This window comes from Sphingosinicella rhizophila (genome assembly GCF_032378825.1).
GTDB classification, from domain to species: domain Bacteria; phylum Pseudomonadota; class Alphaproteobacteria; order Sphingomonadales; family Sphingomonadaceae; genus Allosphingosinicella; species Allosphingosinicella rhizophila.
Genome location: NZ_JAVUPU010000007.1, coordinates 130,837 through 146,893 on the forward strand (window position 1 = coordinate 130,837; position 16,057 = coordinate 146,893).

Genomic DNA, 16,057 nt, shown 5'->3' on the forward strand with positions numbered 1-16,057 from the left:
CGCGATGCGCCGCTCCGGCGGTCACTCATTCGGAGGGAAATGGCCGTGCGGAGTCAGGAAGCGGCCGTTATAGTCTGCCCTTCCGTCGCAGCCGCGGATGAGGGTCGCATCGCTTCGGTCGAAGGCGCCGCCAGGAAGAAGGTGACGCGTCTGGGCCTGATCCTTGCGGCCTTGCTTGCGGCCCCAGTCGTCATGGCCGCGCCGGCTGTTCAATCGTCGCCGCCCGGCTTGGGCAAGGCCGATTATGATCGCGCCGCCCGCTTTCTCGACCGAACGAAGGAGCGCTGGGTCCTCAACGCCGCGGTGACGCCGCATTGGCTGGACGGGGATCGTTTCTGGTACCGGCGCGACACGGCGCCAGGCCGTGCGGAATTCTTGATCGTGGATGCCGCGGCCGGAGGATCGCGACGGCCTGCATTCGATCATGCCGAACTGGCTTCGGCATTGGCCAAGGCGCTCGGGCGTCCGATCGAACCGGACAAGCTGCCCTTCGCCATATTTCGCTACGGCGCTGCCGGAACGATCGAGGCGATGGTCGACGGGAAACTCTGGGCGTGCGGCGGGACTATGATTGCGTGCGCCATAGCCCAGGAACCGGCACCGACGCTGGACGCGGCCGCGTCTCCCGATGGGCGTTGGCAGGCTTACATCCAGGACGATGATATCTGGATCAGGCCGAGCGCCGGCGGGCAGGCCTTTGCTCTGACGACCGACGGCGTCTCCGATTTTGGTTGGGGAATCCAGCCCGGGTCCAACGTCATCGCGACGGGCTTTCGGCTGTCCGGGCTGCGCTATCCGCCGGCGCTCTCCTGGTCTCCGGATTCCACCCGCATCCTCACCCAGCGCGTCGACGACCGCCGCACGGGTCCGGTCGGACGGATCCAGTCGGTCCCGACCGATGGCTCGGTCAGGCCGAAGCTTCACACATGGCGCCTGGCCTTTCCTGGCGAAGAGGGCATTCCGACCTCCGAGCCATGGGTGTTCGATGTGGCGACGCGCAAGGGCACCCGGATCGACGTCGCCCCGATTCCTTTCGGTCTGGTGACACCGGTCGAGGCCAAGGAAGCCTGGTGGGCGAAGGACGGCCGGACGATCGGGCTGCTCACCCGCTCGCGCTATTACAAGAACATGACGCTCTACCGCGTCGACCCCGCCACCGGCCGCGCGCAAATATTGGTCAGCGAGGACGCGAAAACCTTCATCGAAGCGGCGGCGATCGCGCAGCGGCCGATGGTCGCGATGCTGGCTAACGGGGACACGCTCTGGTTTTCCGAGCGCGACGGCCATGGGCGTCTCTATCTTTATGGTGCCGATGGCCGGATGAAGCGCGTGATCGGCTCCGGTCCCGGGCAGATCAGCAGCATCTTGCGGCTGGACGAAGCCGCCGGCCTTGCCTGGGTTCGCGTGAACGGCCGGGAGCCGGGCGCCGACCCTTATCTGTCGAACCTCTATCGGCTGGACCTCAGGACCGGAAAGATGCTCCGCCTGACGCCCGAGGGTGGCGATCATATGGTCGGCCTGTCCGACACCAACACATTCCCACCGATCTGGGATCCGATGGCGCCGCCCGAGACAACTACGAGTTTCTCGCCGAGCGGGCGCTATTTCGTCGACACCCATTCGACGGTGGCGACGGCGCCGGTCACCGTGCTACGCGATGCGAACGGGAAGCTGGTTACGTTGCTGGAGCAGGCGGATTGGTCGCGGCTGAGAGCGGGTGGGTTCGTACCTCCGGAGCGCTTCACCGCGACGGCGGCGGATGGCAAGACGAGACTATATGGCGTGCTGCTTCGGCCGAGCAATTTCGATCCTGCCAGACGTTATCCGGTCGTCGACCAGATCTATCCGGGTCCGCAGACGCGGCGGACCCCCAACGGCTTCATGGACGCTTTGTTCGACCACAGCTTTGCCCAGGCCGTTGCCGAGCTCGGCTTCATAGTCATGCTGGTCGACGGCCGCGGCACGCCGGGCCGCGACAAGGCGTTTCTCGATCTGTCATACGGCAAGCTCGCCAAGGGCGGCTTTATCGAGGATCATGTCGCGGCGATCCGGCAATTGGGTGCGACGCGGCCATGGATGGATCTCGACCGGGTCGGCATCTACGGAATGTCGGCCGGCGGCGATGCCGCCGCGCGTGCGATCTTCCTCTATCCCGACGTCTTCAAGGTCGCCATCGCCCATGCCGGCAGTCACGACCAGCGCGGCAATATCCACTGGTGGGGGGAGGCCTATAACGGTCCCGACGACGGCAAGAATTATACGGCCACATCAAACGCGGCGCTGGCCGGCAATCTCAAAGGCAAGCTGCTGCTGATCCATGGCGAAATGGACCCCAATGTCTCGCCGGCTTTGACCGGCCAGGTCGTCGACGCGCTCATCAAGGCGAACAAGGATTTCCAGATGCTGCTCGTCCCCAATCTCGGTCACAGCTGGGACGATTATACGATCCGGATCGCCTGGGATTATCTGGTCGAACATCTAATGGGCGTCACCCATCCGCGCGAATATCGCATGCCATCTGAAGAGGAGCCGACGCCGTGATGAAGTTTATGATGTGGACAGCGTCGATGCTCGCGGCCGCCATCGCGTCCGGAGCCGCGGCAGACCCGCCGTTGGCCAAGCCCAATGATCGCTCCGGCCTCTATGATGCCAAGACGCAGACGACCAACGATCTGCGCCGGCTGCCGGTGGCACCGGGCACCAACGTTCCCAAGACCAACATCTTCATCACCAATGCGCGCTTGTTCGATGGAACCGGCGTGCCGGTCCGCGCGGTCGATTTGTTGATCCAGGGGGATAAGTTGGTGCGGGTAGGAGAACCCGGGGGAGAGCCTCCCGAGGGGGCCGAAGTGATCGATGCGCGGGGTCGGACAGTGATGCCCGGCCTGATCGATCTCCACACCCATCTCACTTATGTCCACGCCTTCGGTCTGCCGGCGCCATTGTCGGAGGAAAGCCAAGCCGGTGCCGCAATCCGCGGCGCGGAGCGGCTGCGTTATTATGCCGAAAGCGGCATCACCAGCGTCCGCGACGTCGCCTCCCATGGCATGGCGCCGTTCCTGCTCAAGGAAGAAGTCGCATCCGGCGCCATCCCCGGCCCGCGCATCTTTGCCGCCGGCCAACTGATCGTCGGAGAGGGGGGACATGGCACAGAATATTATGCCTTGAGCACCGCGCCCGGATATGCCGAGGCTGCGGTTCGCGAGGCCTCTGGACCCGACGAATGGCGGGCGGCTGTTCGTGCCAATTTCAAAAGTGGCGCCGACCTGATCAAGCTTGCCAGCCATTTCAACCAGGAAGAGGTCGACGCCGCCGTCGATGAAGCGCATCGATTGGGCCTGCGCGTCACAGTGGATTCGGAGACGATTTACACGCGAATGGCGGTTGATGCCGGTGTCGACAGCATCGAACATCCGCTGCCGCGTAGCGCCGAAACCGTGACTTTGATGGCGAAGAAAGGGATTGCGTCCGTACCGACCTTCGTTCCCTATCAATATATCAATTCGGGCGGCGGCTATAACGGCTCAACGTCGCGGCGTTTCACCATTTCAGACGAGCGCATGTTCGCATTGGGCGCCGAAATGAAGGCCGCTGGCGTAAAGCTCGGCGTGGGCACCGACGTGACGCTGGACGGCCATCATTATCTGCCCGAGGTCTATGTGCAGGAATTGCGCAACTTCCGGCGGCTCGGCTATTCCGCGTCCCAGGCGCTGGTCGCCGCGACCCTGACCAATGCCGAAATATTGGGAATGGACGATCGCCTGGGCACGCTGCAGCCGGGTAAGCTGGCCGACCTGATCATCGTCGACGGCAAGCCAGACCAGGATATCGAGGACCTGAAGAAGGTCGACCTGGTCATCGTCGGCGGCCGCATCATCGTCCGCGACGGCCGCGCGATCCTGCCGCCGCGCATCGAGGAAAAGGCGCCTTTTACCAGCGCCAAGTAGCTAAATTGCGCCCCAGCTTACTCGAATCCTCTATCAGGAATGTCACAACCGTGTGCACGGCGACATTTCGTACTGAAGATCGAAGGCGTAGCTTTCGGCGTTCGGGGCCTTAGCCCGACGCCGGCTCGCTCGCTGCTGGGTTAGCGCTTACCGGCAAGGGCACGTTCGCGAAGCCTAAGCAGGGCCTGCCGGATTGTGGTCCCATAGCCATCATCCGCCAGGACATGGGATCGCTTCAATCCCAATTCGGCATGGAGGAGCGCCTGATGCGGGTCGCCGGAGCGACGGAAGGCGTCGCCGACATTGAGATGGAGTGAAGGGAGGAAGGTCGCGAGCTCGGCGGAGACTGGATGTTCGTTTTCGCCCGCATCCGCGCCAGTCGCGGCCTTCAGCGCCGCCAGGTCCCAATGCAGCTCCTCGGCGACGTCTTCTTCCGTGTCGGCAAGGAAGTGGGCGAGGGTCGCCCGTTCGATAGGGGTCCCGCCCGTTTCAAGCCGCTCCCAGAGGATATGCATCAATTCACGTGCGCGCGCCTTGTCGCCCGACTGGAGGATGGCGACGGCGTCCATGATCTCGTCCATGTCCGCCGCCTCCGTTTCCGTGCCTGCCTTCGGCTTATTTCTGAGCCGCGACGATGATGATCTCTACCTTGTAATCGGGCGTCGCTAACTTGGCTTCGCCAGTGGCGCGGGCGGGGGCGTTTGCGCTGTCGACCCATTCGTCCCAGACGGCGTTCATGGCGCCGAAATCGGCCATGTCGGCGAGCCAGATCGTTGCCTGCAGGATGCGCGATTTGTCGCTGCCGGCCTCGGCGAGCAGGCTATCGATTCCCTCCAGGATCTGCCGCGTCTGGGTGGGGACGTCGGCGCCGGCTTCGCCGACCTGGCCCGCGAGATAGACGAGGCCGTTGTGGATCACCGCCTGGCTCATGCGCGGGCCGGTATGAAGTCGCTCGATGGTCATTGCTGCTCCCTTGTGGTTCGGGGGCTGCGTAGCGGGCGGCGCCTGGGCCTTCAAGGCGGCCCTCCGACCGATGTCGGATCTGCGCAAGGCGCTTGCCGTCGCGAAAGGCTGCCGGGTGTCTGGCGGTGTGGCGACGTCTTGTCGGGCCGCCTCAGGCGTCGAGCGGCTGCTCCGTCAGGCGCGCCTTGAACTGGCGGGCGAGCTGGGCGTGCCATTCCCTGGCATGCTCGCTGAGGGCGCGGGCGGCGCGCGTTTCTTCCTGCAAGGCGCGGCGCGCATAATAAAGCGAATCTGATTCCATCAGCGAGTCCCCCGGCGACCGCAGCGATGCTTGTCTCCATATAGTTAACAAATCGTAAACGCCGGGCTCTCGCTGAAAGCGTGGGCGTTTCGGCGCGTTCCCGACGCGCCGGATATGGCCCTAGAGCCAACCATATTGTTCGCCCGCAAAAAGTTGAGTGGCTGGACTCAAAATGCTATTGTTCCGAGTCTGGAATAGACAGCCGCATCCGTGTCCGTATCGATCAGAGGACGGTCAAAATGCGTAAGCTATTGGGATCCGGATTCTTAAAAGCCAGCGCCCTTGCCGGGGCGGGTGTCGTGCTCGGCAGCTTCGCGCCTGTGCCTTCCTTCTCGTCGGCGGCTTTGGCCATGATGGACCCGACGCGTCTCGCTTCGGCGCTTTGCGGCGGGCGGGCAGGCGCATCCGGGTCGATGCAGGGGCTGGCGGCGGCGGCGGCCGTCGCGGCATCCGCCGGGGCCGCGGCCAGGCCGATGCCCCTTTATTCCGATCTTGCCGCGACCCGACGGCCGGTCACGACGGCGAATATTCAGGCGCGGCGCTATTTCGCCCAGGGTCTGCTCCTCACTTACGGGTTCAGTCATGCGGGCGCCGTCCGATCGTTTCGCGAGGCGCAAAGTCTCGATCCGAACTGCGCGTCCTGCTGGTGGGGCGAAGCGCTCGCTCTGGGTCCGAACATCAACGCGCCGATGGACGATCGCGACACGGGCGCGGCTCTTGCGGCTTTGGACCGGGCGCTGAAGCTGCGCGCGAGGGCCTCGCCGGTCGAACGCGCCCTGATCGACGCGCTGTCGCACCGTTATTCACGCGACCCGAAGGCGGATCGCGCGGCGCTCGATGCGGCTTATGCCGATCGCATGCTCGATGTCGCCCGCAATTTCCCGAACGACGACGATGTCGCGGTGCTTGCCGCGGAAGCGGTGATGGACACGAGTCCGTGGAATTATTGGCAGGCGGACAAGGTGACGCCCGTGGGCCGCAGCGGCGAGGCGGTCCGGCTCATCGAAACCGTGATCGCCCGCAGCCCCGACCATGCGCAGGCGGCGCACCTCTATATCCACCTGATGGAAAACAGCGCCGATCCGGGCCGTGCCGAGGCCGCGGCCGATAGACTGGCGCGGCCGCTTGCTCCAAGCGCGGGGCATCTCGTCCACATGCCCGCCCATATTTACGGCCGGATCGGCCGCTATCGCGATGCGATCCATGTCAACGTCGCGGCCGCGCGCGCCGACGAAGCCTTCATCCGCGCCACGGGCGATCGCGGCCTCGTCCGCTACGGCTATTATCCGCACAACGTCCATTTCATCGTCTCATCGGCGCAAATGGCGGGCGACATGGCCACTGCGGTCCGGGAAGCCCGCCGGCTGCGGACCTTGCTCGATCCGGATATATCGGCGCGCATCGCCTGGATCCAGGCGATCGATGCGGCTCCCTATCTGGCGATGGCGCAGGTCGCGAAGCCAAAGGCGATCCTGGCCATGCCGCCGGCCGATCCGCGCCTGCCTTATGCGGTCGGGATGCGTCTTTACGCGCGCGCGGTAGCCCAGGCCCAGCGACGCGACCGCGCCGAGTTCGAGCGCGAGATTGCGGCACTCGCGGCGCTCCGCACGTCCGGTGCGTTCGCGGCCATGATCGAACAGGGCGTGCCGGCGACCGAGCTGCTGTCCATCGCCGAGGCGGTCGCGCGCGGTCGGCTTGCGCAGGCGGAGGGGCGTTTCGACGAGGCGGCCCGCCGTTATCGCCAGGCGATCGCACTCGAGGGCAAGATCCCTTATCAGGAGCCGCCTTATTGGTATTATCCGGTCAACCAGTCGCTGGGTGCCGCTTTGTATCAGGCCGGGCGCTATGAAGAGGCGCGCCAGGCTTTCCGCACGGCGCTGCTGCAGACGCCGCGGAACGGCTGGGTGCTCTACGGTCTCGCCCGGACCGAAGAAGCCCTGGGAAACAGGCTGGAGGCGGCTGCCGCGCGCCAGGCGTTCCGGCGCGACTGGGTGGGCAATCGAAACTGGCTGCGCATGGAGCGGCTGTAGATTGGACCCGCGACCCAGCAATTCCTCTTGCGGCCGGGGCCTAGGAATGCTGACGCGGTAATCGTGACCTTGACCCCGCTCATCCTGATCCCGGGCCTGCTCTGCGACGCCATCCTGTGGCAGGCTCAGGTGGAAGGCCTGGCCGATGTCGCCGCGGCGATCGTCCCGGATATGACGCTGGACGAAAGCGTGGAGGTGATGGCCGGGCGGGTGCTCGCGGCGGCGCCGCCCAGTTTCGCGCTCGCCGGCCTGTCGATGGGCGGTTACGTCGCCTTCGAAATCATGCGCCAGGCGCCGCAGCGGGTGACGCGCCTTGCCCTCCTTTCGACCAGCGCAAGTCCCGACAGCGCGGCCCGGGCCACGCAGCGGCGGCGCGGCATCGCGTCCGTGAAGCATGGCCGTTTCCTTGGCGTCACCACCCGGCTGCTGCCGCAGCTGGTCCACACTTCCCGCCTCGACGGGCCGGTGGCGGAAGCGGTGCAGGCCATGGCCGGCCGCGTCGGCGGCGCCGCCTTCCTTCGTCAGCAGCAAGCGATCCTGACCCGCCCCGACAGCCGTCCGACGCTTGCCGCGATCCACGTCCCGACCGTGGTGGCGGTCGGCGACAGCGACGCGCTGATCCCGCCGGCCGAAGCCGAGGCGATCCATCGCGGCATATCGGGATCGAGGCTGCACGTCTTTCCCGAATGCGGGCATCTGCCCACGATGGAGCGGCCGGAGGAGACCAGCCAATTGCTTCGGCAATGGCTTTCGGACCGGGGCTGACGTCGCGGCCCGGGCGATCGGGGCTTGGGCTTGGGCTTGGGCTTTCGCCGGCCAAGCCGGCATGGAAATGCAAAAAATTCTCTCACGGGAAAATCTTCGCTTCCGGCCGGCGCGAATTCGCGTCTATGTTCGCGTTCATAAAGGCGCGCCCGTGGCGGGCGCCGCCGGCATATAGGGAGAGGCAGAATGGATTCGGATCGGACATCTGAAGAACAGGCGGGATTGGGGCGGCGGGCGTTCATGGGCGCAGCGGCCGGGACCATGGTTTCCGCATTGGCGGGCAGCGGCATCGCCGGCAGCGGCGCCGCTCTTGCCCAACCGGCGCGCAGGCGCGGCCAGGGCCGTGTCGACATAAGACGGATGATGATCGTCAACAGTCTCGGCGATCTCGACGATTCCTACGGTCCGCGCCCGCCCGAGCTGGAGCGGGATCCGCGGCTCACGTTCAGCCCGGGGGCGATCAAAGCGGGGCTGGCCTCCGGCCTCACCGCCTTCAACATCTCGCTCGATACCGAAAATTTCGAAAGCTGCGTGGAATCGATCGGGCGCTGCGACAATGCCATCCGCAACAATCCCGACACTTTGATGAAGATCTGGACGACGCGGGACATTCGCCAGGCCAAGGCACAGAATAAGATCGGCGTCATCGAGGGCGTCCAGAACACGACCATGCTCGGCGACAAGGCGGATCGGGTCGACATATTCGCCGATCTCGGCCTGCGCATCATCCAGCTGACCTATAATAGCCGCAACCGGGTGGGCGGGGGATCGCTGGCACCGGGCAATCCGGGGCTCACGGATTTCGGCCGGGAGGTGGTGGAACGATTGAACAATCGCCGGATCCCCGTCGACCTGTCGCATAGCGGCCAGCGCATCTGCATGGACGCGGTGCGCTTTTCGAAGCAGCCGATCTGCATCACCCATACGGGTTGCGCGGCCGTTGCGCCGAATCCGAGAAGCAAGACCGACGAGGAGCTGCGCGCGGTGGCGGAACGCGGCGGCTATGTCGGCATCTATTGGGTCATGTTCCTGGCGCGGCAGAAGGGAAGGCCGGCGGATTCCCACGATCTCGTCGCCCATATCGAACATGCGCTCAAGGTCTGCGGGGAGGACCATGTCGGCATCGGCACCGATTATGGCGTCGCGCCGCTCCACCCCGATCCCCGTATCCAGAATGCGCCCTGGGCGAAGATGGTGGCGGAACGGATCAAGGCCGGCATCGCCGCTCCCGGGGAGGATCCCGCCATCCCGCCTTATGCGAGCGACCTGACCGGGCCCCGGCAATTCCAGGTGCTGGCCGATCGCCTGGCGGCGCGCGGCCATCCCACCCGGCGGATCGAGAAGATATTGGGGCTGAATTTCGTGAATTATCTGGCCGATATCTGGGGCGCCTGAGCGCAACGTCCCCCCCCGAACCCCTCCCCTGACGGAGAGGGGCAAGGGGTGGGGGATGTCCCCCGGTCGCACATTCCAAGATCATTCCAGCGCGTCTTCGCAGGCCTGCGAACGGGGGCTTGAGGAGGAAATAAGAGAGCAGCGCACGCGCCTTTTGCTGCTGGCCGGATATTAGAGCGCGCTGCGTTAAACGTGACGCAATTCGCACGCTCTAAACCTTTGTTGTCGCATCGTGAAAAGCTGAAGACCGGTACCCACTTTTCAGCACGATGCTTTAGGTGGGCTTCAGCGGCCCGGATCTGCCACTCTCCAGGGGCTGGCTATCGTCTGCAGCTCCGAACGATTGGCGGCGTAGAGGCTGGATTGTTCCAGGTCCCAGGCGGCGCGGAGCTCTTCGAGGAAGCCGATGAGGGCAAGCCGTTCGTCGCCCGTCGGATCCGCGGGCGTTTTCGGCCAGGCGCCGGCGAGGCAGCCGAAGGATGCAGCGGCCGAGGTTTCGAACGCGTCGACGACTTCGCCATAGATTTTCGAATGTTCCGACACTCTGCTTCGCTCCCTGGTTCAAGGGACCGATAGGGGGGCTTGGTTAACGATCGGTAACCATGTCCCCCTTGAGCGTATATCGGCCGTCTATTTGCCCGCGGGCCGCGCCCCGCCGAGGTCCACGGCCAGATCGTGGACGTGGTCGATCGCCTCGTAGAAGGCCTTGACCGGGAGCCGTTCGTTGAGGCCGTGGAAGAAGACGTCGCTGTCCTTCATGAACACGCCCGAGCTGGCGAAGGTCGGGATCCCCTTGGTGCGGTAGATCATCCCGTCGGTGCCGCCGGCTTCCAGATAGGGCGAGATCGGGATGCCGGGATATCGGGCATGGACGGACTTAGCGATGGCGGCCATCACGTCCGACCGAGGCTCCGACACCGGGCTGACGACGGGCGCGCCGTCCACCTCCACCACGACATTCTTGTTGCCGGCCGCCTCTGCCAGGCGGCCTTTCACACCCTCGACCGTGTCGCCCGGATAGATGCGGCAATTGACGGTTGCCTTGGCGCGCTGCGGCAGCGCATTTTCGGCGTGGCCGGCGTCCAGCATGGTGGCCACGCAGGTCGTGCTGATCTCATAAGCGACGGTGGGATCGGCCAGCAGATAGGCGGCGGCCTCGGCATCGTCGGGATTGTCGGCGAAGCGGGCGAGCATCTTGCCCTTCTCGCCGGGGGTGGTCTTGGCCGCGAGGCGGAGCGAGGCGCGGGTCAGCGCATTGGCCTGCGCCGGGAATTGCAGAGCCTGGATGCCGTTCAGGACCTTGGCGAGATCGTAGATCGCATTGTCGTTGCGCGGCCGGCTGCTGTGCCCGCCCGGGTTGCGGAGGGTCAGGAAATAGGTCGCATAGGTCTTTTCGGCGCCCTGGACGCCATAGACGGTGGGCTTGCCCTGTTCGTCCAGGGTGCCGCCGCCGGCATCGGTGTTGATCGCATATTCGGCGCCCTTCACCCATTCATGGTCGGCGATCAGCCGGGTCGTCTCCATGCCGGTCTCTTCATCCCCGACGAAGGCGAATGTCAGCGCGCGGGCCGGCATCGCCTTGTCCGCCTTCAGGCGAAGAATGGTCGAGACCAAAGCGGCGACGCCCTGCTTGTTGTCGCCGGTGCCGCGGCCGAAGAAATAGCCATTCTCCTCGACAAGCTTGAAGGGGCTGCGCTCCCAATCCTCGGGCCTGGCGTCGACCACGTCCATATGGGCGGAAAAGAGGATCTTGCGCATCGATCGGTCGCGGCCGGGAATACGGACCAGCATCGCCGCCGTTTCCTTGTGCGGAATGATGACGATATCCTCGGCCGGCACGCCGCCGGCCTTCAGCGTCTCGGCGATATAGGCGGTCATGGCCGGAACCTGGCCATGGCCTTCGGCAGTGCGGAAGGAAATGAGCCTTTCGTAAACGTCGCGCGCCTGGCGCTGATAGGGCGCATCCTGCGCGGCGGCAGGGACGGCGAGCGCGACGAGCGAGACGAAACCGGCCAGAGTCTTCAACATGCGATATTCCTTGTTGCCGCCCCTTGGCGGGAAAAGGGGAGGATGCTGCGGAACAGCCCGGGCCTCAAGCGGATTCGATAGGCGGGTTCATTCCGCCGGTCGGTACAGTAGCAGGCTCCCGCCAGGGACCAGCTGTTGGATGAGATCGAAGTCGCCGATATTTCGCGTCAGCACATTATAGCCCGCCTCCAGCGCCTGCAGGAACAATATGGCATCGTTCAGCAGCGGCTGGCGGTCACTTTTCGCCAATCCTCGGAGGCGGGCGATCGTGCCGCTCACCATTCCGGCCTCGGCCATGGCCTGAATGCTCGGCGCCAACAGCCTGTGGGGCGGCATCGCTTCGACGACGGATGCCACCTTGGCCAAGCTTGTCCGGGTCCTATGATCCGAAGGATCGAGACGTCCGAACAGATGGACGAGTTCGGCAAGGGCGACCGAGGAATGATTCACCACGCGAGCGACGATCAATTGCTTTACTTCGCGAGGTGCTCTTCCCTGCAGCGTATCGATGTAAACGCAGGTGTCGAGGAGAAGGGGCGGACCTGCGAGAGGCGCGTCCCGGGCAAAGTCCAGCTCGGCGTCGGGACGCCGTATCAGCTTTTCCTCCCGCTTTTGCGGCTTCAGTCTCCGGAGCGTCGCGGCAAGGTCAAAACTCAAGATCGAGGTCTCGGCTGACCGAACCTTCGATTGCCATCAATTTCACCGCGAAGTCATCCTCCAGCGCAACCTTGGCCAACGCATATTCAAGCAGCTCGCCGCCATCGAGACCCGATCGCTCGGCAGCCGCCGCGAACAGGCGTTCATGCGCACGGCCCGAAAGGCGCTTGGCTTTCTTTCCGGCCGTCAGTCCAGCCGCTTGCGCGGTCCCAAGCGTTGCCGCGACACGGGCGGCCATGAATGACGATCGCGCGCGCTCGTCCCTTATGTCCTCACGGCTGCGCTTTTTCATCTCTGGCGGCATGGCTCGCTCCTGTCGACCTTGCATGACAAATAAGCCAATCTGTCATGCAAATCAAGTTTTGCCGCTCAGGGAGAAGTCGATTTCCCAAGCGACAGCCAGTGACTGAGCGCGTTGCGGACGCGCGGTCCGGGCGTTCCAACCGCGGTCGCCGCCCCTTCCAGCCGGCTGCCCCGCAGGCGCAGCTTGAGCTGGATCTTGTGGTCGTAAAGATCGGTGTCGGATGTTGCGATCCTGGAGCCGATCGTGCCGGTGAAGACGCCGTCGGCGAAGCGCGGATTTTCGACCAATGCCGTCGCCTGGTCGCCGAACGTGCCGCGCACCTCGCCATCCTGCGCGACGTCGAGCCGGACGGGGACTTCTCCGGCATAGGTCGATAGTTTCCCTTGCCATGGACCGGTCAGTTCGGCGGGGGGGACGAGCGGCGCCGGCTTCGTCTCGGTGGGCGGATCGACGGCCTTCCACCCCTTGAACAGGGTCGCCGCGATCCTGTCGACGAGGTGGCCGGGCAATGTGTTGCGGCTGTTGGTAAGGACGATGATCGCGCTCTTCTGATCCGGGAACATGGTCATGGTGGTGGAAACGCCGCCCATGCCGCCGCCATGGCTGATCATCCGATAGCCGTTCCGGCGATTGCCGGAAAAGCCGAGCCCGTAAAAGGCTTCCGGCTCCTTGGGATTGGACCGGATCGCCGGCCGGTGCATCGCATCGATCGCTGCGGCGGAGAGGATCGCCTTCTGGTCGGCCGGCCCGGCCTTCATGTGGAACAAGGCGAAGCGCGCCATGTCCCGGGCGCTCGAATAGACGGCCGAACCGCCGGCATGGTCGAAATCGTAGAAGGGAATCGGCTTGCCGTCCTGGTCGTAGCGTTCGGCCGCATAGGCTTCGAGACCGGGGCCGATGTCGATCGAACTGTGGGTCATGCCGAGCGGCAGGAAGACCTCGGTACGCATATAATCGGCATAGGCACGGCCGGAGGCGCGGGCGATGATATAGTCGAGTATGCCATAGCCGAGGTTGGAATATTCGAACTGCTCGCCCGGCGGGGTCATAAGGTGCGCATAGCGCAGGATGGTGTCGTCGCGGCTCGGCACGACATGGTCTTCGTCGACATAATAGAATTGATAGTGGAGCGGCAGGCCGGCAGAATGACTGAGCACATTGCGGACCGTCGCCGCGCGGGCATCGCCGACACGGGCAGTGAGCTTGGCGAAGCCGAGATAGTCATTGGCCGGGGCATCGAGGTCGATCTTGCCGGCTTCGACCAGCGTCATGATCGCCGTTGCCGTGATGGGCTTCGAAATGGAGGCGAGGGAATATAAGGTGTCCGGATCGGCCTTGATCCGCTTTTCGCGATTGGCCCAGCCGAAACCTTCTTCCCACACGACACGGCCATTTTCGACCACCGCGACGGCGACCGACGGAATCGATCCGTCCTTCAACTGGTCGCTGATATAGGATCGGACGGGATCGAACCGGTCCCGCGCCTGCGCCGGGGCTGCGACGGCGAACAGGGCCAGCAAGCACAAACCCAGCAGGCGATGAAGGCGGGACATTGTTCTCGATTGGCATTGCCCCCGCCGTCGTCCGTTCGCTTGCTGCCACATGCCGATCTTCCCCCTCGCTCGTTTTCCTGCGCCGACGACTTTGCACGACGCCGAAGGCCGCGCAATCGGGAGCCCGAATTCCTTCCTGGAAAAGCCGGATCGATTTCAAGCCGGACGGAAACGATCTGACGATCCGGAAGCCACGGAAAACGGAATCAGGACGGGCGCGTCACGGTCTTCCTCGCCTTTTCGGCCTCGCGCGGGGGGATGGTTCGGATGGTCGAGGCATATTCCGCGGCCAGGACGATCAGCCAGAATTCGATTCCGGCCCAGGCGCCGGTCGCTGCCGCCTGGAGGATGTCGAGCAGCAGGAAGATGATGGCCAGGATGCGGAACCAGAACATGCTGGTCGTGGGCATGTCGGCGCGGAGCGAGGCCGTCACCATCATGATGATGGAAAGGCCGCCGAAAATGATCGAGGCAAGCCAGGTGTCGGCCCGATAGAAACCGTCGAGCGCGGCGACGAACCAGAACAGGCGCGACACGGCATATTGGCTCTGGCGCGTCGCCTGGCAGAGGCGGATGATCGGCGGCACGAACAATGTCTTGCCGATCCAATGGTCGATCTTCTCGAGAAACATCGCAGCCATTCTAGAGCCGTGGGATCGCGCCACAAGCCTTTGTGTGCTTGCGGTGCCGGCGGCTTCAGTCCCTCCGGAAGGGAAGAGCGGCGTAAGCGAGATCCTTGATCATGGCGCGCGGGCCGAAGCTACACACCCGGGAGCGGGCATAGCCGCCCCCGGCGATCAGCCTCCCCATGTGGCCAAGCCGATCCGCCAGGCGCGGCTTTCGGTAGATTCCGGCGCGCTCGGCGAGGTGGCCGCAAAAGATCCTGATCTTCGCGGCGGCGTCGCCGAGCAGGAACTTCGTCTCCGCATCGTGGGTACGACCGGCCGCTTCCTCCAGCAAATCCGCCGTCCATCCCGTTTCGCGGATCTGCTTCGCATAGAGCGAGCCGTTATTGCCCAGTGCCCGCATCAGCCAACCGGTCCTGCTCACCGCCTCGAGGGTCGTGTCGGGGGAGACATTGGCGTCGTGACGCCGATAGAGTGCAAGCGCCTCACCCAGCAACAGGACCGATCCCGTCGCCAGCGCCAGCGCCGGAATCCAGCGGTCGTGCGTGTTCAATATCCCGTCGCGGCCGTTGCCGGCATCGCCGACCCAGGGCACATCGTCGATCAGCCGCCGGTGAAAGATCTGGCAAAAGCCCGCCGATGCCCAATGCGGCGGCAGGGTCAGCCTGGGCATCAGCTTGGTTCCCCACCAATGCGCCTTCAAATGCCTCGCGCCCAGATCCTCGTCGGTGATGACGGCATTATGCGCGACAAGCCGCAGGTCCGGTCCCGACGCGGCGATGCCGGCGGCGACGGCGGCCAATTTGTCCGGCAGCCAGACATCGTCCTGGTCGCAAAAGGCGATCCAGTCGCCGCTGCATCTCGAGGCCGTCATCATGAAATTGGCGGTGACGTTCAGCCGTTCGGGATTGCGCCGGACGAAGACGGGGAAGGGCGCGTGGCGTGCGAATTCCTCCAATATGGCCAGGCTGTCATCGCTCGAACCATCATCACCGACGTGGAGCTCCAGTGGCAGGTGACGCTGGGCGGCGAGGCTGTCGAGCTGGGCCTTCAGGAAGCGCTGGCCATTATATGTCGCCAGTGCGACCGAAATACGCGTCATGCCGTCCTGACTGCCGCTCGTTGATACTGCCCCATATGTCTCTCCGCCGTGATTATGGCCTGAAAGCTGCGCTTGGAGCAATGCAGCCTCGCACCTTGAAGACGGCTCGTCCAATGTCAGGAAGGGCGTCGCTGCAGGCAGGAGCGACCGCGCAGCGACCCCTATCAAACAGTACCGTTCCAGGTAGGCTAGGACTGAACGGGGCTGCTCCTGAGCCCCGAACTCCCCAACATTCCGAGCATAATTCGACGGAAATCATGAACGGAACAACAAAGCAGGATACTGGTTGGCTTTCTAGCAGGCCTTGAGCCTTGACCGGCAACATCTGGAGAAAACCGATGGGCAGGCAAGTTGTATCGGCAGCATTAGACACCCGCACCCGCGCG

The 16,057-nt window shown here is 64.5% G+C and carries 15 protein-coding genes; 5 read left to right on the forward strand and 10 right to left on the reverse strand.

Translation table 11 applies throughout. From position 1 onward, the window contains the following. The first annotated feature begins 39 nt into the window (after positions 1-39). Together RQX22_RS14270 and RQX22_RS14275 are read left to right on the forward strand one after the other, a co-directional pair. Positions 40-2,541, forward strand: coding sequence for a S9 family peptidase (locus tag RQX22_RS14270; RefSeq protein ID WP_315727222.1), 2,502 nt, complete (start codon positions 40-42; stop codon positions 2,539-2,541). Further along, positions 2,541-3,947 (forward strand): amidohydrolase family protein, encoded by a 1,407-nt coding sequence (locus tag RQX22_RS14275; protein WP_315727329.1) that lies wholly within the window; start codon positions 2,541-2,543, stop codon positions 3,945-3,947. The genes RQX22_RS14270 and RQX22_RS14275 overlap by 1 nt, the downstream gene beginning before the upstream one ends. Positions 3,948-4,087: 140 nt before the next feature. On the opposite strand, the gene RQX22_RS14280 is transcribed toward RQX22_RS14275, so the two are convergent. The 3 genes from RQX22_RS14280 to RQX22_RS14290 form a co-directional block, all read right to left on the reverse strand. Beyond that, entirely contained in the window at positions 4,088-4,528 is a 441-nt protein-coding gene (locus RQX22_RS14280) for a hypothetical protein (protein WP_315727223.1), read from the reverse strand. 34 nt (positions 4,529-4,562) lie between these two features. After that, the gene (locus tag RQX22_RS14285) at positions 4,563-4,910 is read right to left on the reverse strand and encodes a RidA family protein (RefSeq protein WP_315727224.1); all 348 of its coding nucleotides are present in this window, start codon (positions 4,908-4,910) and stop codon (positions 4,563-4,565) included. 151 nt (positions 4,911-5,061) lie between these two features. Beyond that, positions 5,062-5,211: a hypothetical protein gene (locus RQX22_RS14290; protein ID WP_315727225.1), complete on the reverse strand. Its 150-nt coding sequence runs from the start codon at positions 5,209-5,211 to the stop codon at positions 5,062-5,064. A 239-nt stretch (positions 5,212-5,450) separates the two neighbouring features. On the opposite strand from RQX22_RS14290, the gene RQX22_RS14295 reads away from it, so the two are divergent. The 3 genes from RQX22_RS14295 to RQX22_RS14305 all read left to right on the forward strand — a co-directional run bounded on the left by RQX22_RS14295 (position 5,451) and on the right by RQX22_RS14305 (position 9,401). Then, entirely contained in the window at positions 5,451-7,241 is a 1,791-nt protein-coding gene (locus RQX22_RS14295) for a tetratricopeptide repeat protein (protein WP_315727226.1), read from the forward strand. A 63-nt stretch (positions 7,242-7,304) separates the two neighbouring features. Continuing rightward, the gene (locus RQX22_RS14300) at positions 7,305-8,006 is read left to right on the forward strand and encodes an alpha/beta fold hydrolase (RefSeq protein ID WP_315727227.1); all 702 of its coding nucleotides are present in this window, start codon (positions 7,305-7,307) and stop codon (positions 8,004-8,006) included. Between the two features lie 186 nt (positions 8,007-8,192). Then, positions 8,193-9,401: a dipeptidase gene (locus RQX22_RS14305; RefSeq protein ID WP_315727228.1), complete on the forward strand. Its 1,209-nt coding sequence runs from the start codon at positions 8,193-8,195 to the stop codon at positions 9,399-9,401. Between the two features lie 285 nt (positions 9,402-9,686). On the opposite strand, the gene RQX22_RS14310 is transcribed toward RQX22_RS14305, so the two are convergent. The 7 genes from RQX22_RS14310 to RQX22_RS14340 all read right to left on the reverse strand — a co-directional run bounded on the left by RQX22_RS14310 (position 9,687) and on the right by RQX22_RS14340 (position 15,671). Continuing rightward, the gene (locus RQX22_RS14310) at positions 9,687-9,944 is read right to left on the reverse strand and encodes a hypothetical protein (RefSeq protein WP_315727229.1); all 258 of its coding nucleotides are present in this window, start codon (positions 9,942-9,944) and stop codon (positions 9,687-9,689) included. A gap of 87 nt (positions 9,945-10,031) precedes the next feature. After that, positions 10,032-11,429, reverse strand: coding sequence for a M20/M25/M40 family metallo-hydrolase (locus RQX22_RS14315; protein WP_315727230.1), 1,398 nt, complete (start codon positions 11,427-11,429; stop codon positions 10,032-10,034). 87 nt (positions 11,430-11,516) lie between these two features. Next, complete coding sequence (locus RQX22_RS14320) at positions 11,517-12,086, reverse strand: type II toxin-antitoxin system VapC family toxin (protein WP_315727231.1); 570 nt, start codon at positions 12,084-12,086, stop codon at positions 11,517-11,519. Continuing rightward, positions 12,076-12,378 (reverse strand): hypothetical protein, encoded by a 303-nt coding sequence (locus RQX22_RS14325; protein ID WP_315727232.1) that lies wholly within the window; start codon positions 12,376-12,378, stop codon positions 12,076-12,078. The genes RQX22_RS14320 and RQX22_RS14325 overlap by 11 nt, the downstream gene beginning before the upstream one ends. A 77-nt stretch (positions 12,379-12,455) precedes the next feature. Further along, positions 12,456-13,943, reverse strand: a complete 1,488-nt coding sequence (locus tag RQX22_RS14330; RefSeq protein WP_315727233.1) for a serine hydrolase domain-containing protein — start codon at positions 13,941-13,943, stop codon at positions 12,456-12,458. Between the two features lie 206 nt (positions 13,944-14,149). Then, the gene (locus tag RQX22_RS14335; protein ID WP_315727234.1) at positions 14,150-14,584 is read right to left on the reverse strand and encodes a hypothetical protein; all 435 of its coding nucleotides are present in this window, start codon (positions 14,582-14,584) and stop codon (positions 14,150-14,152) included. A 55-nt stretch (positions 14,585-14,639) separates the two neighbouring features. Further along, positions 14,640-15,671, reverse strand: a complete 1,032-nt coding sequence (locus RQX22_RS14340; protein ID WP_315727235.1) for a glycosyltransferase — start codon at positions 15,669-15,671, stop codon at positions 14,640-14,642. Positions 15,672-16,057 lie beyond the last annotated feature (386 nt).